This window comes from Aurantimonas sp. HBX-1, from assembly GCF_021391535.1.
Classification (GTDB): domain Bacteria; phylum Pseudomonadota; class Alphaproteobacteria; order Rhizobiales; family Rhizobiaceae; genus Aurantimonas.
On the sequence record NZ_CP090066.1, the window covers coordinates 1,971,322 to 1,989,525 of the forward strand.

The 18,204-nt window shown below is 66.7% G+C and carries 20 protein-coding genes; all 20 read right to left on the reverse strand.

The features are described 5' to 3' along the window. Positions 1 to 18: 18 nt before the first annotated feature. Positions 19 to 1,551 carry an acyl-CoA carboxylase subunit beta gene (locus tag LXB15_RS09345; RefSeq protein WP_233952744.1) on the reverse strand — a complete coding sequence of 511 codons (1,533 nt, stop codon included), beginning with the start codon at positions 1,549 to 1,551 and terminating at the stop codon, positions 19 to 21. A gap of 99 nt (positions 1,552 to 1,650) precedes the next feature. Next, on the reverse strand, positions 1,651 to 2,376 hold the full coding sequence (locus LXB15_RS09350; RefSeq protein WP_233952745.1) for an ATP12 family chaperone protein: 726 nt from the start codon (positions 2,374 to 2,376) through the stop codon (positions 1,651 to 1,653). 64 nt (positions 2,377 to 2,440) lie between these two features. Further along, positions 2,441 to 3,154, reverse strand: coding sequence for an HAD-IA family hydrolase (locus LXB15_RS09355; RefSeq protein ID WP_233952746.1), 714 nt, complete (start codon positions 3,152 to 3,154; stop codon positions 2,441 to 2,443). Continuing rightward, complete coding sequence (locus tag LXB15_RS09360) at positions 3,154 to 4,134, reverse strand: RluA family pseudouridine synthase (RefSeq protein ID WP_233952747.1); 981 nt, start codon at positions 4,132 to 4,134, stop codon at positions 3,154 to 3,156. Before LXB15_RS09360 ends, LXB15_RS09355 begins: the two co-directional genes overlap by 1 nt. Positions 4,135 to 4,353: 219 nt before the next feature. Beyond that, positions 4,354 to 5,961 (reverse strand): BCCT family transporter, encoded by a 1,608-nt coding sequence (locus LXB15_RS09365; RefSeq protein WP_233952749.1) that lies wholly within the window; start codon positions 5,959 to 5,961, stop codon positions 4,354 to 4,356. Positions 5,962 to 6,207: 246 nt separating this feature from the next. Beyond that, positions 6,208 to 7,557 (reverse strand): replication-associated recombination protein A, encoded by a 1,350-nt coding sequence (locus tag LXB15_RS09370; protein WP_370640198.1) that lies wholly within the window; start codon positions 7,555 to 7,557, stop codon positions 6,208 to 6,210. Beyond that, the gene (locus LXB15_RS09375) at positions 7,557 to 9,119 is read right to left on the reverse strand and encodes a Do family serine endopeptidase (RefSeq protein WP_233952752.1); all 1,563 of its coding nucleotides are present in this window, start codon (positions 9,117 to 9,119) and stop codon (positions 7,557 to 7,559) included. The genes LXB15_RS09370 and LXB15_RS09375 overlap by 1 nt, the downstream gene beginning before the upstream one ends. A gap of 120 nt (positions 9,120 to 9,239) precedes the next feature. After that, the gene (locus LXB15_RS20945; protein ID WP_255696820.1) at positions 9,240 to 9,371 is read right to left on the reverse strand and encodes a hypothetical protein; all 132 of its coding nucleotides are present in this window, start codon (positions 9,369 to 9,371) and stop codon (positions 9,240 to 9,242) included. A gap of 289 nt (positions 9,372 to 9,660) precedes the next feature. Continuing rightward, positions 9,661 to 10,683: an NAD-dependent epimerase/dehydratase family protein gene (locus tag LXB15_RS09380; protein ID WP_233952753.1), complete on the reverse strand. Its 1,023-nt coding sequence runs from the start codon at positions 10,681 to 10,683 to the stop codon at positions 9,661 to 9,663. A gap of 116 nt (positions 10,684 to 10,799) precedes the next feature. Further along, positions 10,800 to 11,222 (reverse strand): 50S ribosomal protein L17, encoded by a 423-nt coding sequence (rplQ, locus tag LXB15_RS09385; RefSeq protein WP_233952754.1) that lies wholly within the window; start codon positions 11,220 to 11,222, stop codon positions 10,800 to 10,802. Between the two features lie 139 nt (positions 11,223 to 11,361). Beyond that, a complete protein-coding gene (locus LXB15_RS09390; RefSeq protein ID WP_233952755.1) occupies positions 11,362 to 12,390 on the reverse strand; it encodes a DNA-directed RNA polymerase subunit alpha in 1,029 nt (342 codons plus the stop codon). Between the two features lie 201 nt (positions 12,391 to 12,591). Then, a complete protein-coding gene (gene rpsK, locus LXB15_RS09395) occupies positions 12,592 to 12,981 on the reverse strand; it encodes a 30S ribosomal protein S11 (protein ID WP_163044851.1) in 390 nt (129 codons plus the stop codon). 82 nt (positions 12,982 to 13,063) lie between these two features. Beyond that, a complete protein-coding gene (gene rpsM, locus LXB15_RS09400) occupies positions 13,064 to 13,432 on the reverse strand; it encodes a 30S ribosomal protein S13 (RefSeq protein ID WP_233952756.1) in 369 nt (122 codons plus the stop codon). A 197-nt stretch (positions 13,433 to 13,629) separates the two neighbouring features. Further along, positions 13,630 to 14,277, reverse strand: coding sequence for an adenylate kinase (locus LXB15_RS09405; RefSeq protein WP_233952757.1), 648 nt, complete (start codon positions 14,275 to 14,277; stop codon positions 13,630 to 13,632). Further along, positions 14,274 to 15,617: a preprotein translocase subunit SecY gene (secY, locus tag LXB15_RS09410; RefSeq protein ID WP_233952759.1), complete on the reverse strand. Its 1,344-nt coding sequence runs from the start codon at positions 15,615 to 15,617 to the stop codon at positions 14,274 to 14,276. Before secY ends, LXB15_RS09405 begins: the two co-directional genes overlap by 4 nt. A gap of 144 nt (positions 15,618 to 15,761) precedes the next feature. Then, positions 15,762 to 16,232 carry a 50S ribosomal protein L15 gene (gene rplO, locus LXB15_RS09415; protein WP_233952761.1) on the reverse strand — a complete coding sequence of 157 codons (471 nt, stop codon included), beginning with the start codon at positions 16,230 to 16,232 and terminating at the stop codon, positions 15,762 to 15,764. A 121-nt stretch (positions 16,233 to 16,353) separates the two neighbouring features. After that, on the reverse strand, positions 16,354 to 16,557 hold the full coding sequence (gene rpmD / locus LXB15_RS09420) for a 50S ribosomal protein L30 (protein ID WP_233952763.1): 204 nt from the start codon (positions 16,555 to 16,557) through the stop codon (positions 16,354 to 16,356). Between the two features lie 51 nt (positions 16,558 to 16,608). Beyond that, complete coding sequence (gene rpsE, locus LXB15_RS09425; RefSeq protein WP_183205952.1) at positions 16,609 to 17,166, reverse strand: 30S ribosomal protein S5; 558 nt, start codon at positions 17,164 to 17,166, stop codon at positions 16,609 to 16,611. Positions 17,167 to 17,272: 106 nt separating this feature from the next. After that, positions 17,273 to 17,635: a 50S ribosomal protein L18 gene (rplR, locus tag LXB15_RS09430; RefSeq protein WP_233952767.1), complete on the reverse strand. Its 363-nt coding sequence runs from the start codon at positions 17,633 to 17,635 to the stop codon at positions 17,273 to 17,275. An 8-nt stretch (positions 17,636 to 17,643) separates the two neighbouring features. Then, positions 17,644 to 18,177, reverse strand: a complete 534-nt coding sequence (gene rplF / locus LXB15_RS09435; RefSeq protein WP_233952769.1) for a 50S ribosomal protein L6 — start codon at positions 18,175 to 18,177, stop codon at positions 17,644 to 17,646. Between the last annotated feature and the right edge of the window lie 27 nt (positions 18,178 to 18,204).

Below are 18,204 nucleotides of genomic sequence, written 5' to 3' on the forward strand. Positions count from 1 at the left end.
GCGGCGGCCGGTTCCGCATTACAGCGGAATATTGTCGTGCTTCTTCCAGGGATTCTCGAGATCCTTGTTGCGCAGCATCACGAGAGCCCGGGCGACCCGCCGCCGCGTCGAGTGCGGCATGATCACCTCGTCGACATAGCCCCGCTCGGCCGCCACGAAGGGTGACAGGAACCGCTCCTCGTATTCGAGCGTGTGCCGCGCCAGCTTCTCCGGATCGGCCGCATCGCGCCGGTGGATGATCTCGGCGGCGCCCTTGGCTCCCATCACGGCGATCTGGGCGGTCGGCCAGGCATAGTTGATGTCGCCGCGCAGATGCTTCGACGCCATGACGTCGTAGGCGCCGCCGAACGCCTTGCGGGTAATCACCGTGACCTTCGGCACCGTCGCCTCGGCATAGGCGAAGAGGAGCTTGGCGCCATGCTTGATCAGGCCGCCCTGCTCCTGCGCCGTGCCCGGCAGGAAGCCCGGCACGTCGACGAAGGTCAGCACCGGTATGGAGAAGCAGTCGCAGAACCGCACGAAGCGTGCCGCCTTGCGCGACGCGTCGGAATCGAGGACCCCCGCCAGCACCATCGGCTGGTTGGCGACGATACCGACCGTGCGCCCTTCGATCCGCCCGAAACCGGTGACGATGTTCTTGGCGAAGGCGGCCTGGATCTCGAAGAAGTCCGCCTCGTCCACCGTCTTGGCGATCAGTTCCTTGATGTCGTAGGGCTTGTTGGCGTTGTCCGGCACCAGGGTGTCGAGGGAGGGGTCCTCCTCGGTCACCGACTGATAGAAGTCGAGCTCGGGCACCGGCGAGGTGTTGGAGGCCGGCAGCAGGTCGATCAGCCGGCGCATCTCGCTCAGCGCCGCGACGTCGTTGTCATAGGCGCCGTCGGCGATCGACGACTTCACCGTGTGCACCGACGCGCCGCCGAGTTCCTCGGCGGTGACGGTCTCGTTGGTCACCGTCTTCACCACGTCCGGGCCGGTGACGAACATGTAGGACGTGTCGCGGACCATGAAGATGAAGTCGGTCATCGCCGGGGAATAGACGTCGCCGCCGGCGCAGGGGCCCATGATCACCGAGATCTGCGGGATGACCCCGGAGGCGAGGACGTTGCGCTGGAATATCTCCGCATAGCCGCCGAGGGCTGCGACGCCCTCCTGGATGCGGGCCCCGCCGGCGTCGTAGAAGCCGATGATCGGCGCGCGGTTGCGCAGCGCCATGTCCTGGATCTTCTGGACCTTTTCGGCGTGCGCCTCGGACAGCGAGCCGCCGAAGACGGTAAAATCCTTGGCGAAGACGAAGACGGTGCGGCCGTTGACGGTTCCCCAGCCGGTGACCACCCCGTCGCCCGGGATCGTCTGCCCGGCCATGCCGAAATCCGTCCCGCGGTGCTGGACGAACATGTCGAACTCCTCGAAGGAGCCCTCGTCGAGGAACACGTCGAGCCGCTCGCGGGCGGTGAGCTTGCCCTTGGCATGCTGTGCCTCGATGCGCTTCGGACCGCCCCCCAGCCGCGCCCGCTGGCGCCGCGCCTCGAGTTCTCCCAGCATGTCCCGCATGTCGCATCCCCCTCCGCCCGGTACCCGGTCCCGGGTTCCGCCCGATGGCCGTTAGCACAACCATCGCCGAACTTCACCGGTCGGCGGCGGCAACCTCGTTCAGCGGGCGGCGAGCACCAGCGCTGCCGCCTGCATCTCTTCCCAGCGCAACTGCCGACGCGCTTCGGTCTCGGCGTCGGCGCCCCATTGCTCGATGTTCCAGTCCTCGTCGAGATGCGCCAGCGACCACGCCTCCTCGGCGCTGACATGGCCGTCGGCCAGCGCCAGCGCGAGCAGCGCCGACCCGGTCAGCGTCGTCACCTGATGCATCGCTGCCACCGCGAACGGATCGTCGATGGCGGCAAGCCGCGCCGCCACGGCCCGCAGCGACGGTTCCGGCTGGGCCACATGCATCACGCCTTCGGCCAGAAGGAAGCGGGCGCCGATGCTGCGATGCGCCCATTCGAGGATCGGATCCCAGCGCTCGCGCTGGCGCTCCACCAGCCGCGCCGGATCAGCGGCCCGGTAGAACAGCAGATCCGTCTCGGCATAGCGCGCGACGTCGTCCCGCACCGGAGCCGGATCGTCGGCGATGGCGTCGACCACCGTATTGACCAGGCGGGTGACGGGCATCGTGGCCGGGTCGATGCGCTCCTGCTGCGCATCCCACTCGGCCGCCACCGCATCGGCGACGGCCCGGCTCCGGATCGCCAGGGGGCGTCGCGCCGGCGTCTTCACCGGCCGCCCGTCGAGCAGGATGGCATGGCCGCCCTCGCCTTCCGCGACCGCCACACCGGCGTAGAAGCGCTTGGGGAGTTCCGGGCGGGGATCGATCGATTGGCTCATCGCGTCACTCGTCGAGATGGATGTAGGACCAGCCGGAAAAGGCCGGGCCAGCTGACGATGGAAGTCACGCCGCCGAGGAAGCCGCGCTGACAGCCAGCGGCGGCGTCTCGAGGCCACCGACCCGCCAGCGGTCGATCATCCGGCCGAGTTCAGCCGGCGTTCCGGCCACGTCCAGCGCGCCGGCACCGAGCAGCATGTCCGGTGCATGCGTGCCCCAGGCGACGCCCAGCGCGGTGGCGCCGGCGGCCCGGGCCATCTCGACGTCGTAGATCGAGTCGCCCACAACGAGCGTCTCACGGGCATCGACCCCGAGCACCTCGCAGCATTCGAGCACCATCGCGGGATGCGGCTTGGACGGGCAGTCGTCGGCGGTGCGCACTACCGAAAAGGCCGCCGTCATCGCGTGGGCGTCGCAAAGGGCGGCGACGCCGCGGCGGGATTTTCCGGTGACCATGCCGAGGAGCACCGAATCGGCGGCCGACAGCCGTTCGACCAGCGCCTTCATCTCCGGAAACAGCGCCTCGCGGAAGGTCGGCTCGTTCCGCGCCGCGCGGAAGTGCGTGCGGTATCCGGTGACCAGCGAGGCCAGCAGCGTCGGATCGAGGCCGGGATGCAGGCGGCTGATGGCGACATCGAGCGACAGTCCGATGATGTTGCGCGTCGCCGCGTCCTCCGGCGCATCCAGCCCGTGGGCAAGAAAGGTGCGCTGCATGATGTCGCAGATCACCCCGAAGGAATCGGCGATCGTGCCGTCGCAGTCGAAAAGAATGGCCTGCATCAGTCGCCGAGCTCCTCGTCGAAGCCGAAGAGGTTGAAGGTCTGCACCATGTGCGGCGGCAGCGGCGCCACCTGGTCCACCAGACCGCCGTCGGGATGCGGGATCACGATCCGCCGCGCGTGCAGATGCAGCTTCTTCTGCACGCCGCCCGGGAAATCCCAGTTGGTGTCGTGCTCGAAATATTTCGGGTCGCCGAGGATCGGATGGCCGAGATGCAGCGCGTGAACGCGCAGCTGGTGGGTGCGGCCGGTATAGGGCTCCATCTCCAGCCAGGCGAAGTTCTGCGCCAGGTTCTCGATCACCCGGTAATGGGTCAGCGCGTGATCCGCGCCCTCCTCCCCATGCTTGGCAACGCGCATGCGGTCGCCGTCCTCGGTCTGCTCCTTCACCAGATAGGTGGAGATGCGGCCTTCATGCGGAACCGGGACGCCCTTCACGATCGCCCAGTAGGTCTTCTTGGTGTCGCGTTCGCGGAACGAGCGGGTCAGGGCCGTCGCGGCGCCGCGCGTGCGGGCGACCACCAGAACGCCGGAGGTATCGCGGTCGAGCCGGTGCACCAGCCGGGGCTTCTCGCCCTTCCGGCTGCGCCAGGCTTCCAGCATCTTGTCGACATGCCGCGAGACGCCGGAGCCGCCCTGTACGGCCAGGCCCGCCGGCTTGTTGAAGACTAGGACCTTGTCGTCCTCGTAGATCAGCATCTGCGACAGCACGTCGCCGTCGTTGCGGTCGCGCATCGTGTTGGGCGTGAGCGGCCCGACCCGGCGGGCGGCATCGGCGCCGATCGGGGGCACGCGGATCATCTGGCCGGGCGCGACGCGCGTGTCGGACTTGGCGCGACCGCCGTCGACGCGCACCTGGCCCGAGCGCAGCAGCTTCTGCAGGTGACCGAAGCCGAGGCCCGGATAGTGCAGCTTGAACCACCGGTCGAGGCGCAGTCCGGCCTCGTCGTCTTCCACGCGTTTCTGTTCGACCGATGCCATGATCCGGCTTTTCCTTCCAGACGCGTCGGACGGATCATACCGCCTCAAACGTCAAGCAGCCCCGCAAGCGGGGCCGCGATACCCGGGCGCCGGCGGGGCCAGAGGCACGCCGCCGGCATCGGCCGGGCAATCCATCGTTGTTCCTATACCGTTCGGAACCCGGCGGGGATAGTCGGCGCCGACGCGCCGTTCCCTCCCCGCAACGTCCGTCGCGGTCCCCTAGCCTGCCTCGGCCCGGACAGTTTCCAGAAACGGCTTGCGCCGTTCGGCGCGCAGGCCGAGCAGCGTCGACCAGCAGAGGGCAATGAGCAGGAAGGCGAACGGGAAGCCGGTGGTGATGGCCGCCCCCTGCAAGGCGGCGAGGCCGCCGCCGGCGAGCAGCGCGATCGCCACCAGGCCTTCGAAGGAGGCCCAGAAGATCCGCTGCGACACCGGCGCGTCGATCTTGCCGCCGGCGGTGATGGAATCGATCACCAGCGAGCCCGAATCCGACGAGGTGACGAAGAACACGATCACCAGCACGATGCCGACGAACGAGCTGATCATCGACAGCGGCAGCTGGTCGAGCATGACGAAGAGCTTCACCTCGAGGGCGGCATCGACGATGCCGGTGAAGCCGCCGATCGTCTGGGTCAGGGCGGTGCCGCCGAAGACCGTCATCCAGATCACCGACACGACCGTGGGGATCAGGAGGACGCAGGTGATGAACTCGCGAACCGTGCGGCCGCGCGAAACCCGGGCGATGAACATGCCGACGAAGGGCGACCAGCTCATCCACCAGGCCCAGTAGAAGGTCGTCCAGCCGGTGCGGTAAGCGTCGTCGCCGCGCCCGAAGGGATTCGACAGCGGGATCAGCTCCTTGATGTACTCCCAGCCATTGCCGAAGAAGCCGCGCACAAGCACGAGCGTCGGGCCGACGGCGAAGACGAACACCAGGAGCAGCAGCGCCAGGCCCATGTTGATCTCGGACAGCCGCTTCACGCCCGCATCGAGGCCGGAGATGACGGAGACCAGCGCGACACCGGTGATGGCGACGATCAGCACGATGTTGCTCAACAGCGTGTCCGGGACGCCGAAGAGGTAGTTCAGGCCGGCCACGGCCTGCTGGGCGCCAAGACCAAGCGACGTCGCGAGACCGAACAGCGTCGCGAAGACCGCCAGCGTGTCGATGATATGGCCGGGCCAGCCCCAGACGCGCTCGCCGAAGAGCGGATAGAAGGCCGAGCGCATGGTCAGCGGCAGTCCCCAGTTGTAGCTGAAGAACGCCAGCGCCAGCCCGACGACCGCGTAGATCGCCCAGGGATGCAGGCCCCAGTGATAGATCGTCGCGGCCATGCCGAGACGGCGGGACGCCAGCTCGTCACCCACGAAGCCGCCCAGTGGTGCGGCACTGCCGCCTTCCAGCGAGGCGGTGAAATGGGTGATCGGCTCGGAGACGCCGTAGAACATCAAGCCGATGCCCATGCCCGCGGCGAACAGCATCGAGAACCAGCCGAAATAGCCGAACTCCGGCAGCGCATCCTTCCCGCCGAGACGGATCTTACCGAGCGGCGACAGCACCAGATAGAGGCAGAACAGCACGAAGATGTTGCCGGCCAGGATGAAGAACCAGTCGAAGGTCGAGGTGATCGCCGGGCGAAGCCAGCCGAAGAAGCCGTCGACGGCATCGGGAAAAAGCAGCGTCAGCGCGACGAAGGTGATGATCACCGCTGCCGAGATCGGAAATACCGGGTTGTGGATGTCGAGACCGAAGCGCTGCAGGTTGTCCTGGCCCACCTCGTAGTTCGTCACCGATTCCTCGGGAATCTGCGTCTCTTCGGTGCTCATAGGGGCCTCGTCTCGGTTCTGGCGATGCAGCCGGGCAAGGCCCGGCGCCACGGCACGCCACCGCTTCGCAGCAGGCGAAGCGGTGTGATCGGCCGAAGGAATGGTGGCGGCGACCCTGAGGTCCGCGCGGCTCGACGCGGCCCGTCGTACGGAACCGCCACGCCGTCATACACGATTTCGGGCAGGATTGTGGCCCGGACGCGACATTTTTTGCCGAGGCCGCGCGAAAATATGCCGATGAAGGGCCTAGGGGCGGTGTTTTTTGGTCTTCTCGCGCAGGCTTGCCCAATGCGCCATGCGTTCGCGCAGCGCCGCCTCGCGGCCGCGGTCGGTGGGACGGTAGAATTCCTGCCGGCCCATTTCCTCCGGGAAATAATCCTGTCCCGAGAACGCCTCTGGCGCGTCGTGGTCGTAGGCGTAGCCGGAGCCGTAGCCTTCGTCCTGCATCAGCTGCGTCGGGGCGTTGAGGATATGCTTGGGCGGCAGCAGCGAACCGTGCTCGCGCGCCGCCCGCATCGCCGCCTTGTAGGCGACGTACACCGCGTTCGATTTGGGCGCCGCCGCGAGATAGACGGTCGCCTCGGCCAGCGCGAGTTCGCCCTCGGGCGAGCCGAGATAGTCGTAGGCGTCCTTGGCGGCCAGGGCGACGCTCAGGGCGCTCGGATCGGCGAGGCCGATGTCTTCCGACGCCATGCGGACGAGCCGGCGGCCGAGATAGAGCGGGTTCTCGCCGGCATCGAGCATACGGCAGAGCCAGTAGAGGGCGGCATCCGGGTCGGAGCCGCGCACCGATTTGTGCAGGGCGGAGATCAGGTTGTAGTGGCCGTCCTGGCTCTTGTCGTAGACCGGCGCCCGCCGCTGCACGACCTCCTGGACGGCCACCGCATCGAACGTCTCGCCGGGCTTTGCCGCACGCCAGACTTCCTCGGCGAGCGTCAGGATCGCCCTGCCGTCGCCGTCGGCCATCCGCACCAGCGCCACCCTCGCCTCCTCGTCCAGCGGCAGCTTCCGGCCTTCCGCTTCCTCGGCGCGATCGAGAAGCCGGGTCAGGCTCTCCGGCCCGTGCGACCGGAAAGTCAGCACCCGGGCCCGCGACAGCAGCGCCGCGTTGAGCTCGAAGGAAGGGTTTTCCGTCGTCGCCCCGACCAGCACGACGGTGCCGTCCTCCATGACCGGCAGAAACGAATCCTGCTGGGCGCGGTTGAAGCGGTGGATCTCGTCGACGAACAGCAGCGTGCGGGTGCCGTTGGTGCGGCGAAGCCGGGCCGCCTCGAACACCTTCTTGAGGTCGGCCACCCCCGAAAAGATCGCCGAGATCTGTTCGAAGGCGTAGTCGACCTCGCTCGCCAGGAGACGCGCCACCGTCGTCTTGCCGGTGCCCGGCGGGCCCCAGAAGATCATCGAGCCCAGGCTTCCGGCATCCAGCATGCGCGACAGCACGCCGTCCGGGCCGGTCAGGTGCTCCTGCCCCACCACCTCGCCGAGCGAGCGGGGGCGCAGCCGGTCGGCGAGCGGCCGCGACCGGTCATCGGACGCGACGGCGGTGCGCGGCATTCCTCGTGGGGCGGCAGGAGCATCGCCGAACAGATCGCCCATCAGCGCACCAGCTGCGACATGCGGCGGCCGTCGCGCTCGAGCTCGAAGCGCCAGCCGAGGAAGCGACCACCCAGCATCGCTTCCAGCGCCTCGGTCGATTCGATCGCCTGCCCGTTCAGCGACAGCAGGATGTCGCGGGGCCGAAGCCCGAACCGCGCGGCGTAGGAGCGCCGCGCGACAGCGGTGACCACGACCCCGGTCTTGTTCATCGGTAGGTCCAGTTCGGAAGCGACGCGCGGCGAGAGGTTGAGCACCGTCGCGCCGGCAAACGGCGTCTCCCCGCCGAGGACGCGCTCGTCGCGCGGCGGCGTCTCGGGTGCCGGCTGCAACGGCAGGTCGACCGACAGGCGTTCGTCGCCGCGCAGGATCTGCAGCCGGGCAACGCCGCCGATCCCGGTCGTCGCAAGGCGGTAGCCGAGCGCGTCGGGACTGTCGATGGGCACTTCGCCGACCGCGAGAATGACGTCGCCGACCTCCAGACCGGCCTCGGCAGCGGGCGTAGCCTCGCCGACTTCGTGAACCAGCGCTCCGGTCGGGCGATCGAGCCCCAGCGCCTCGGCAATGTCCGGCGTAACGGTCGCAAATCCCGCGCCGACGAAGGGCTGCTCGAACCGATCGCCTTCACGGGCCGCCCGAACGAAACTCGCTACCATGTTGGACGGAATGGCAAATCCGATCCCGTTCGAACCGCCCGACCGGGAGAAGATGGCGGTGTTCACGCCCACCAGCCGTCCCCGCATGTCGATCAGCGCGCCACCGGAATTGCCGGGATTGATCGCCGCGTCGGTCTGGATGAAGAAGCCGAAATCGTTGACGCCGATATGAGTGCGGGCCAGCGCCGAGACGATACCGTTGGTCACCGTCTGGCCGATGCCGAAGGGATTGCCGATGGCCAGCACGAGATCGCCGATCTGCAGCCCGTCCGAGTCGGCCAGGGCGAGCACCGGGAACGGACCTTCCCCCTCGATCTTCAGCACCGCCAGGTCGACCTTGTCGTCCTTGAGGAGCACGGTCGTCTGGAATTCCCGCCCATCGGCGAAGGCGATCTTCACCTCGTCGGCATCGGCGACCACGTGGTTATTGGTGACGACCAGCCCGGTGCTGTCGACGATGACGCCCGACCCGAGCGAGGACTCCATCCGGGGGCGGGAATCGAAACGCTGGCCGAAGAACTGGCCGAAGAACGGATCGTTGGCGAAAGGCGACTGCCGCGCCGGGACAGCCCGCGCCGCATAGACGTTGACCACGGCGGGCGCCGTCTCCTTGACCAGCGGCGCGAAGGAAAGCTGGATCTCGGTATTGTCGCCGGGAACGCGGCGATCGCTGCCTTCTGTCCCATCCGGCACACGGACGGCCGGAACCGGGTTCCTCGCCGCCGGCGCGGGTGGCGCGGAGGGCACCGCCGGCGCTGGCGTGTTGGATGCGCTATCGTCACCCTCGCCGAAAAGGCCCTGGACGAGACCGCGCAGGCTCCAGCCCTCTTCGGCCGCCGCAAGGCTCGGCAGCGAAGGAAGCGCGACGAGCGTGACCAGGATGATCCTGAAGAATTGGTTCGGACGCATGACCCGCCTGTCGTTATCCGGCGCCCCGCTCGTCCGGGCCTCGCTGTCACCGCGGCGAGCCGGCCACGAAAAAGGGGCCACGAAGGCCCCTTATCACAAGCTTGGTCGGTTTTGTGGCTGCTATCGCAGATCGGTCGTCCCGGTGGTGATCGCGCTTGGCGCCTGCTCCGGCAGTTCGGCCGTCGCGTAGCTGGCTGTCAGGACGCCGAATGCGGCGACCGCACCGAGAAGCGTCAGCAGTGTCCGGCGCATGGAGGAAGGCCCCTTGAGATTGTTCGTGGTCACATCGTGCATGGAAGTAGTTTAACCCGTGTAAAAGCTCGCCACTGTGACGCAGCGCACGTCCCTATGTTGGGGTCGAAAATGCCCGGGCGGCCTTTTGGTTGCCGCGTTTCCGCCGAATTTTCAGAATTTCTCGAACCGCGTGGCCCGTATGGCACGCCAGGCTGGTGCCAACGATGACTTTTGCGCCACAGTCCCGGCTTTCGCGCGCTGAACAGTTAACGCGCGCGGCGGCCACAATCCCTTAGATTTCATGGCACTAGCGGACGATGCCGCAGTTCTTCAGGCTTGCTGCCATGGCCGCGATGGCCGCCTCCGGCTGCCGAAACACGATGTCGAGAACGGACCGGGCCGGACCTGCATCGAGGTCCTTCGGCCGGCCCAGTTCGGGAACCAGCAGGCGGGCCTGTGGAGAGACGAGCGCCGCGGCCCGGACCAGGGAATCTGGCAGGACGAATCGCGGGACGCGGCGTCGCAATGACGGGTCGGTCACGGCGAGATGGCGGCCGATCTCGAGCAGCGAACGCGTACCGGCGGAGAGGATGAAGCGGCGCCCGGCGGCGGCCTGCCGCTCCATGGCGGCGACATGCGCATCCGCGACGTCGCGCACGTCTACAATACCAAAGCTGATGTCCGGTACGAGCGGCGCCCGCCCGCGCATCATCATCGCAATCAGCGTCGCCGAGGTGCCGGCGTCGGCGTCGAGCAGCGGGCCGAGCACGAAAGCCGGGTTGATGACGGCAAGCTCCAGCCCCGACTCCCTTGCTACTTCCCAGGCGGCACACTCCGCGACCGTCTTTGAGACCGCGTAGGCGCCGACGGAGGGATCGTCGATGTTCGACCAGTCCGCCTCGCCGTAACGGGCATCAGTGCGGCCCGTGTGGCCCTGGTAGACGGCGACGATCGACGACGTCATCACAAGGCGCTCGGCCCCGGCTGCATTCGCCGCCGCGATGACCCGCAGCGTGCCCTGCCGCGCGGCGGGCACGAGCGCGAATCGGTCGCGCGGCTGCGTCAGAGGGAACGGCGACGCCGTGTGGACGACAAAGCGGCAACCTGCCGCCGCCTTGGCCCACCCGGCATCAGCGAGGAGATCCGCCTCGACGATTTCCAGGCGATCAAGTTGCGCCCCGTGATGCGCCAGCGTGGCCCGGACCTCCGCGCCCTTGCCGGCGGAACGGACACTGCCCCGCACCCGGTAGCCGCGCTCGAGGAGCCGCAGCGCCACGTGCTTGGCGATGAAGCCGGATATGCCGGTCAGCAGGACCGTGTCGGCCGCCATGCGTGGTTCCTCGTGTATCGTGGGGCTGGCCGCGGGCCATGCGCCGATCTGCGGACACGAAAAAGGGGCCGCTGGGGCCCCTCTTCAGATCATCGGCTCAGAGCGCCCGACTGGGATCAGGACGCGTCGTCCTGGCCCTCGTCCTCGAGACGCTCGCGGTCGATGGCGCCGCGTGCATCCGGATCGCGATCGACGAACTCGATGACGGCCATCGGGGCGTTGTCGCCGCGGCGGAATCCGGCCTTCAGGACGCGGCAATAGCCACCCTGGCGGTCGGCGTAGCGCGGTGCGAGCGTGTCGAACAGCTTCGGGATGACCGAGCCGTCGCGCACCTTCGAGAGCGCCTGACGGCGCGCGTGCAGGTCGCCGCGCTTGCCGAGCGTGATCAGCTTCTCGACGATCGGACGCAGGTCCTTCGCCTTCGGAAGCGTGGTCACGATCTGCTCGTGCTGGATCAGGGACGCCGCCATGTTGGCGAACATCGCCTTACGATGACTGGCGGTTCGGTTCAGTTTCCGTCCGGCTTTGCCGTGGCGCATGGGATTTTCCTCGGAAGTCTACCGGCTCCAGGGCCGGGGGTCGGGATCTTTGCGTCCCTGCCGACAAGCGACAGGCCGCCGTTCCTTTGAATGATTGAAAACGCTCCCGGCCGATGAGGCCGGGAGCGGCAGTGCATGCTCAGTACTGGTCTTCGTAGCGCTTGGCCAGATCGTCGATGTTCTCCGGCGGCCAATCGGTCACGTCCATGCCGAGGTGGAGACCCATGGAGGCAAGAACCTCCTTGATCTCGTTCAGCGACTTGCGGCCGAAGTTCGGGGTGCGGAGCATCTCGGCTTCGGTCTTCTGGATGAGATCGCCGATGTAGACGATGTTGTCGTTCTTCAGGCAGTTCGCCGAGCGGACGGAGAGCTCCAACTCGTCGACCTTCTTGAGGAGCGCCGGGTTGAAGGCCAGTTCGGCGATCTGCTCGTCGGCGCCCGCACCGGCGCGCTGATCGCGCTGCGGCTCCTCGAAGTTGATGAACACCGAGAGCTGATCCTGGAGGATGCGAGCGGCGTAGGCCACCGCGTCCTCACCGGTGATCGAGCCATCGGTCTCGATCGACATGGTCAGCTTGTCTTTGTTGAGGTCCTGGCCCTCGCGGGTGGCCTCGACCTTGTAGGACACCTTCTTGACCGGCGAGAACAGCGAGTCGACCGGGATCAGCCCGATCGGCGCGTCTTCGGCGCGGTTCTGGTCGGCGGGCACGTAGCCCTTGCCGGTGTCGACGGTAAATTCCATGCGAATCTCGGCGCCCTCGTCGAGGGTGCAGATCTCGTGCTCGGGATTGAGGATCTCGATGTCACCGACCGTCTGGATGTCGCCAGCGCGAACCACGCCCGGGCCGGACTTGCGAAGCACCATCCGCTTCGGGCCTTCGCCCTGCATGCCGATGTTGATTTCCTTCACGTTCAGGACGATGTCGGTCACGTCCTCGCGGACGCCCGGGATCGACGAGAACTCGTGCAGGACGCCGTCGATCTGGACGGCGGTGACGGCCGCGCCCTGGAGCGAGGACAGGAGCACGCGCCGCAGCGCGTTGCCGAGGGTCAGGCCGAAACCGCGCTCCAGCGGCTCAGCGGTCAGCGACGCCTTCGTCCGGCTTCCGCCGTTCTTGAAGACGACCTGGTTCGGCTTGGTGAGGTCTTGCCAATTGCTAGCAATCATGACGGATGCCTTCCAGTTTCCTCGCCACTATCCAATCGTGACGATGGTTCTGCTGCCGGAGCCCGGCGGACGGATCGCAAAGGCGATCGGACCCGGCTTCTCGGCGTAAATCGTGCTTCGGCGCGCCGAAAGGGGTGCTGGCCGACCGCCGCAACCTCGAGCGGCTGCGACGGACGAGATGCCCGTCGCAGCCGGTTCGGATCAGACGCGGCGCTTCTTGCGCGGGCGGACGCCGTTGTGCGGGATCGGCGTCACGTCACGGATCGACGTGATGGTGAAGCCGGCGGCCTGCAGCGCGCGCAGTGCCGACTCGCGGCCGGAACCCGGTCCGCACACCTCGACCTCGAGGGTGCGCATGCCGTGTTCCTGGGCTTTCTTGGCGGCGTCCTCGGCAGCGGTCTGCGCGGCGAACGGCGTCGACTTGCGCGACCCCTTGAAGCCCTGCGCACCGGCCGACGACCAGGCAATGGTGTTGCCCTGCGCGTCGGTGATGGTGATCAGCGTGTTGTTGAAGGTCGAACTCACATGGGCGACGCCCGACGTGATGTTCTTGCGTTCGCGACGACGAACGCGCTGTGCTTCTTTAGCCATATAAAATCGGTCCTGTTGATATCGACACCGCCGTGATTCCAGCGGCTACACCGGCAGCGCGCCCGAAGGCGTGCCGCGCGAATTACTTCTTCTTGCCTGCGATGGCCTTTGCCGGGCCCTTGCGGGTGCGGGCATTGGTGTGGGTGCGCTGGCCGCGCACCGGCAGGCCGCGACGATGGCGCAGGCCGCGATAGCAGCCGAGATCCATCAGACGCTTGATGTTCATCGCGGTCTCGCGACGAAGATCGCCCTCGACCTGATAGTCGCGGTCGATCATCTCGCGGATCTGCAGGACCTCGGCATCGGTGAGGTCGTTCACGCGGCGCTCTTCGCCGAGATTGACCTTTTCGACGATCTCTTTCGCGAACGTCGCGCCGATGCCGTGAATGTACTGCAGAGCGATGACGACGCGCTTGTTCGTCGGAATGTTGACGCCAGCGATGCGTGCCACAACCATACTCCTAGAATTAAATGGGCAGAGAAGCTGCCTCGCACAAGATGCGGCAGCCCTACGGCCGACAGCGACCGATACAGGACTTCCGAACGAAGGCCTGCGCCGATCGCAAAGGATTCGCGAATAGGCGCAGGATATAGATCATCGGGGCTTGACAAGTCAACCGCCTGCCCCGGGTCGTTGCTGGCGCAGCGTCAGCCGTTGACAATGCGCTCGATGCTCTGGGTCACCGCGTCGACGTCCTGCATGCCGTCCACGCAACGCAGCGTGCCCTTGCAGTGGTAGTAGCCCACCAGCGGCGAGGTATCCTTGTAATAGGACCTCAGGCGCGTGCGCATGGTCTCGGCATTGTCGTCCGGACGACGCTTGAATTCGGTCGACTGGCAGACGTCGCAGACGCCCTCCACCTTCGGCTTGCGGTCCACGTCGTGATAGACCGTACCGCACTTGGCACAGGTGAAACGGCCCGAGACGCGCTTGACGAGCACGTCGTCGTCGACCCGCATCTCGATCACGTGATCGAGGGCCAGTCCCTTGGCGGCGAGCATCGCCTCCACGGCGTCGGCCTGGACCAGCGTCCGCGGATAGCCGTCGAGGATGAAACCCTTGGCGCAATCCGGCTGGTCGATCCGCTCCGAGACGATGGCGTTGACGATGTCGTCGGAAACCAGGTTTCCGGCATCCATCACAGCCTTGGCCTGCAGGCCGACCTCACTCTGCGCGGCCACGGCCGCCCTCAGCATGTCCCCCGTCGAAAGCTGCGGTACGCCCAGCCGTTCGATCAGCCGATGGGCCTGGGTTCCCTTGCCCGCGCCCGGCGGCCCCAACAAAATTAAGATCATTTGCCCCCTCGTCTCCCCCCTCTGAGCTTCGCCTTCTTGACCAGGCCCTCGTACTGGTGAGCCAGAAGATGGCCCTGAACCTGCGCGACCGTATCCATGGTCACGCTGACGACGATCAGCAGCGAAGTGCCCCCGAGATAGAACGGAATGCCGGCGGCCGATATGAGAAATTCGGGTAACAGGCAGATCACCACCAGATAGATGGCGCCGATCACGGTGATCCGTGTCAGGACGTAGTCGATGTAGTCGGCGGTGCGCTCGCCGGGACGAATGCCCGGGATGAAGCCGCCATGCTTCTTGAGGTTGTCGGCGGTGTCCTTCGGGCTGAAGACCACGGCCGTGTAGAAGAATGCGAAGAAGGCGATCAGCGCGGCGTACAGGAACATGTACAGCGGCTGGCCGTGCCCGAGCGAGGCGACCACGGTGGTGGCCCAGGGGGGCAGCTGCGTCGTGTCGGTGAAGTTGGCGACGGTGACCGGCAGCAGCAGCAGCGACGACGCGAAGATCGGCGGGATGACGCCCGAGGTGTTGAGCTTCAGCGGCAGGTGCGAGGTGTCGCCCTGGAACATGCGGTTGCCGACCTGGCGCTTCGGATACTGGATCAGCAATCGGCGCTGCGCCCGCTCGAAGAAGACGATGCCGGCGATGCACGCGATAGCGACGACGATCACCAGGAGGATGATCCCGGTCGACAGCGCGCCGGTCCGGCCGAGCTCCAGGAGGTTGGCGATGGCCGACGGCAGGTTGGCGACGATGCCGGCGAAGATGATCAGCGAAATGCCGTTGCCGATGCCGCGCGCGGTGATCTGCTCGCCGAGCCACATCAGGAACATCGTCCCGCCGACCAGCGTGATCACCGCGGAGACGCGGAAGAACCAGCCCGGATCGACGACGAGGCCCGGCTGGGACTCCAGGCCAACGGCGATGCCGTAGGCCTGCACGGTCGCCAGAAGCACCGTTCCGTATCGCGTGTACTGATTGATGACCTTGCGGCCCTGCTCGCCTTCCTTCTTCAGCGTCTCCAGCGACGGCACGACCGAGGTCATGAGCTGGATGATGATCGACGCCGAGATGTACGGCATGATTCCGAGGGCGAAGATCGCCATGCGCCCGATGGCGCCGCCGGAAAACATGTTGAACAGGCCGAGAATGCCCGTGGACTGCTGCTGGAATGCCTGCGCCAGCGCGTCGGGGTCGATGCCGGGCATCGGGATGTAGGTCCCGAGCCGATAGACCAGAAGCGCGCCGAGCGTGAACCAGATGCGCTTCTTGAGGTCCTCAGCCTTCGAAAAGGCGGAGAAATTCAGGTTAGCGGCGAGTTGTTCCGCAGCCGATGCCATGAAGGGGATGTCTCCGGGTTGTCGTCCCGCATGTCGGTCGGGAGACGCTCAGGCGAAACCCGCCGGCCCGGGCAGAGAAAGCAGGCTCCCTCGCCGAGGGAGCCCGAGAGATAGGCGGGTCGGACGCGGGGCGCAAGCCGCCGCTTACGCGGCGGTGGCGGTCCCGGACGTCACCGATCCACCGGCCTTCTCGACCTTCTCGATCGCGGACTTCGAAGCGCCCGCGACAGTGATGGTGATCTTCGCGGAGAGCTCGCCATCGCCCAGGAGGCGCACGCCGTCCTTGGTCCGGCGAACAATGCCGGCGGCCTTCAGGGCAGCGACGTCGATGTCACCGGAAGCATCGAGCTTGCCGGCGTCGATCGCCTGCTGGATGCGGCCCACCGACACGACGGTGAAGTCCTTGGCGAAAATGTTGGTGAAGCCACGCTTCGGCAGGCGCCGGAACAGCGGCATCTGACCGCCCTCGAAGCCGTTGATGGCCACGCCCGAGCGGGATTTCTGGCCCTTCACGCCGCGACCACCGGTCTTGCCGGTGCCCGAACCGATGCCGCGGCCGACGCGCTTGCGCGAGTGGGTGGCACCGGGCTTGTCGGAGATCTCGTTCAGATTCATCAGTCTTCTCCTGGAGTATCCCCGACCGACTGTCCCGGTCTAAGGGGACGGCAGAGATGCTCTGGCAATGGGTTGTGGCTCTCGAAGCGACGCGGCCCGAAGGCCGCGCCCGCCTCGAAGATCAGGCCTCCTCGATCACTCGAACGAGGTGGTGGACCTTGGCGATCATGCCGCGCACCGCAGGCGTATCCTCGAGCGTGCGGCGGCGGTTCATCTTGTTCAGGCCAAGCCCGACCAGCGTCTGGCGCTGTGCGTCGGGGCGGCGGAGCGGGCTGCCGATCTGCTCGACGGTGATCGTTTTACCCGCAGTCTTCGTGTCGGCCATCGATTGGCTCCTTCACTCAAAGCGGCAAGGGCTGGACCCCTGCCCGTCCAATCAATCCTCGGCCGAGGCCGAAACGCCGGCGAGATCGCGGCGGCGAGCCTGCAGGGTCGAGTACTTCAAGCCCCGACGCGCGGCAACGTCCTTCGGGTGGACCGCCTGCTTGAGCGCGTCGAACGTGGCGCGAACCATGTTGTACGGGTTCGACGAACCGAGCGACTTGGCCACCACGTCGTGCATGCCGACGGCCTCGAACACGGCGCGCATCGGGCCGCCGGCAATGATGCCGGTACCGGCTTCCGCGGCGCGCAGGATGACCTTGCCGGCGCCGTGCCGGCCCTCGGTGTCATGGTGCAGCGTGCGGGCGTCGCGCAGCGGGACGAAAATGAGGTCGCGCTTGGCGGCTTCCGTCGCCTTGCGGATCGCCTCCGGCACTTCACGGGCCTTGCCGTGGCCGAAGCCGACGCGGCCCTTCAGGTCACCGACCACGACGAGCGCGGCGAAACCGAAGCGGCGGCCGCCCTTGACGACCTTGGCGACGCGGTTGATGTGGACGAGCTTGTCGACGAAACCGTCGTCGCGATCGTCGTGTCTGTCATTGCGAGGCGCCATGTCCTGTTCCTTGTTCTTTTCCGGAGGCGTCTAAGCGAAGACGGCCGCCAGGGCGACCGTCCGGTTCGTGCCATTCCGCCGCCGCAATGCCGGCGGAACGGCAGGCTCAGAAGTTGAGCCCGCCCTCACGGGCGGAATCGGCCAGAGCCTTGATGCGGCCGTGATAGATGAAAGCGCCGCGATCGAAAACCACGTCCGTGACACCAGCTTCCCTGGCGCGCTCGGCGACGAGCTTGCCAACGGCAGCCGCAGCGGCCGTATCGGCCCCCGTCTTCAGCGCTTCGCGCAGATTGGCATCGAGGCTCGAAGCTGCGGCCAGTGTCCGGCCCGCCTCGTCGTCGATGATCTGCGCATAGATGTTCTTCGACGAGCGGTGAACGGACAGGCGAGGCCTGCCGTTCGCCACCTTCTTGAGCGAGCGGCGGACGCGCGAAGCACGGCGCCGCAGGTTTTCCTTCGGTGTAGCCATAACGAGCCCTACTTCTTCTTGCCTTCCTTGCGGACGATGGTTTCGTCCGCGTATTTCACGCCCTTGCCCTTGTACGGCTCGGGACCGCGGTATTCGCGGATTTCAGCGGCGACCTGGCCGACACGCTGCTTGTCGATGCCGGAGACGACGATCTCGGTCGGCTTCGGCACGACGATCTGGATGCCTTCCGGCACCGGATAGAGCACGTCGTGGCTGAAGCCAAGCGCCAGCTGCAGGTTCTTGCCCTGCAGCGACGCACGATAGCCGACGCCGTTGATCTCGAGCTTCTTCTCGAAGCCGGTCTTCACGCCGTTCAGGATGTTCGAGATCATCGTGCGGGACATGCCCCACTTCGACCGCGAGTCCTTCGACTGATCGCGCGGATCCACCTGGATCGCGCCATCCTCCATCTTCACCAGCACTTCTTCGTTCACCACGAAGGAGAGCTCGCCTTTCGGTCCCTTGACCGTGACGGTCTGCCCATCGACGGACGCAGTCACGCCATCGGGTACGGCGACCGGCTTCTTACCAATACGAGACATATCGAAACCCTGTCCGTTCGTTGCGCT

Coding starts and splice junctions, on each gene's coding strand:
- LXB15_RS09345 (WP_233952744.1), bottom strand. CDS start 1,551: ATGCGGGACATGCTGGGAGAACTCGAGGCGCGGCGCCAGCGGGCGCGG.
- LXB15_RS09350 (WP_233952745.1), bottom strand. CDS start 2,376: ATGAGCCAATCGATCGATCCCCGCCCGGAACTCCCCAAGCGCTTCTAC.
- LXB15_RS09355 (WP_233952746.1), bottom strand. CDS start 3,154: ATGCAGGCCATTCTTTTCGACTGCGACGGCACGATCGCCGATTCCTTC.
- LXB15_RS09360 (WP_233952747.1), bottom strand. CDS start 4,134: ATGGCATCGGTCGAACAGAAACGCGTGGAAGACGACGAGGCCGGACTG.
- LXB15_RS09365 (WP_233952749.1), bottom strand. CDS start 5,961: ATGAGCACCGAAGAGACGCAGATTCCCGAGGAATCGGTGACGAACTAC.
- LXB15_RS09370 (WP_370640198.1), bottom strand. CDS start 7,557: ATGGGCGATCTGTTCGGCGATGCTCCTGCCGCCCCACGAGGAATGCCG.
- LXB15_RS09375 (WP_233952752.1), bottom strand. CDS start 9,119: ATGCGTCCGAACCAATTCTTCAGGATCATCCTGGTCACGCTCGTCGCG.
- LXB15_RS20945 (WP_255696820.1), bottom strand. CDS start 9,371: ATGCGCCGGACACTGCTGACGCTTCTCGGTGCGGTCGCCGCATTCGGC.
- LXB15_RS09380 (WP_233952753.1), bottom strand. CDS start 10,683: ATGGCGGCCGACACGGTCCTGCTGACCGGCATATCCGGCTTCATCGCC.
- rplQ (WP_233952754.1), bottom strand. CDS start 11,222: ATGCGCCACGGCAAAGCCGGACGGAAACTGAACCGAACCGCCAGTCAT.
- LXB15_RS09390 (WP_233952755.1), bottom strand. CDS start 12,390: ATGATTGCTAGCAATTGGCAAGACCTCACCAAGCCGAACCAGGTCGTC.
- rpsK (WP_163044851.1), bottom strand. CDS start 12,981: ATGGCTAAAGAAGCACAGCGCGTTCGTCGTCGCGAACGCAAGAACATC.
- LXB15_RS09405 (WP_233952757.1), bottom strand. CDS start 14,277: ATGATCTTAATTTTGTTGGGGCCGCCGGGCGCGGGCAAGGGAACCCAG.
- secY (WP_233952759.1), bottom strand. CDS start 15,617: ATGGCATCGGCTGCGGAACAACTCGCCGCTAACCTGAATTTCTCCGCC.
- rplO (WP_233952761.1), bottom strand. CDS start 16,232: ATGAATCTGAACGAGATCTCCGACAAGCCCGGTGCCACCCACTCGCGC.
- rpmD (WP_233952763.1), bottom strand. CDS start 16,557: ATGGCCGACACGAAGACTGCGGGTAAAACGATCACCGTCGAGCAGATC.
- rpsE (WP_183205952.1), bottom strand. CDS start 17,166: ATGGCGCCTCGCAATGACAGACACGACGATCGCGACGACGGTTTCGTC.
- rplR (WP_233952767.1), bottom strand. CDS start 17,635: ATGGCTACACCGAAGGAAAACCTGCGGCGCCGTGCTTCGCGCGTCCGC.
- rplF (WP_233952769.1), bottom strand. CDS start 18,177: ATGTCTCGTATTGGTAAGAAGCCGGTCGCCGTACCCGATGGCGTGACT.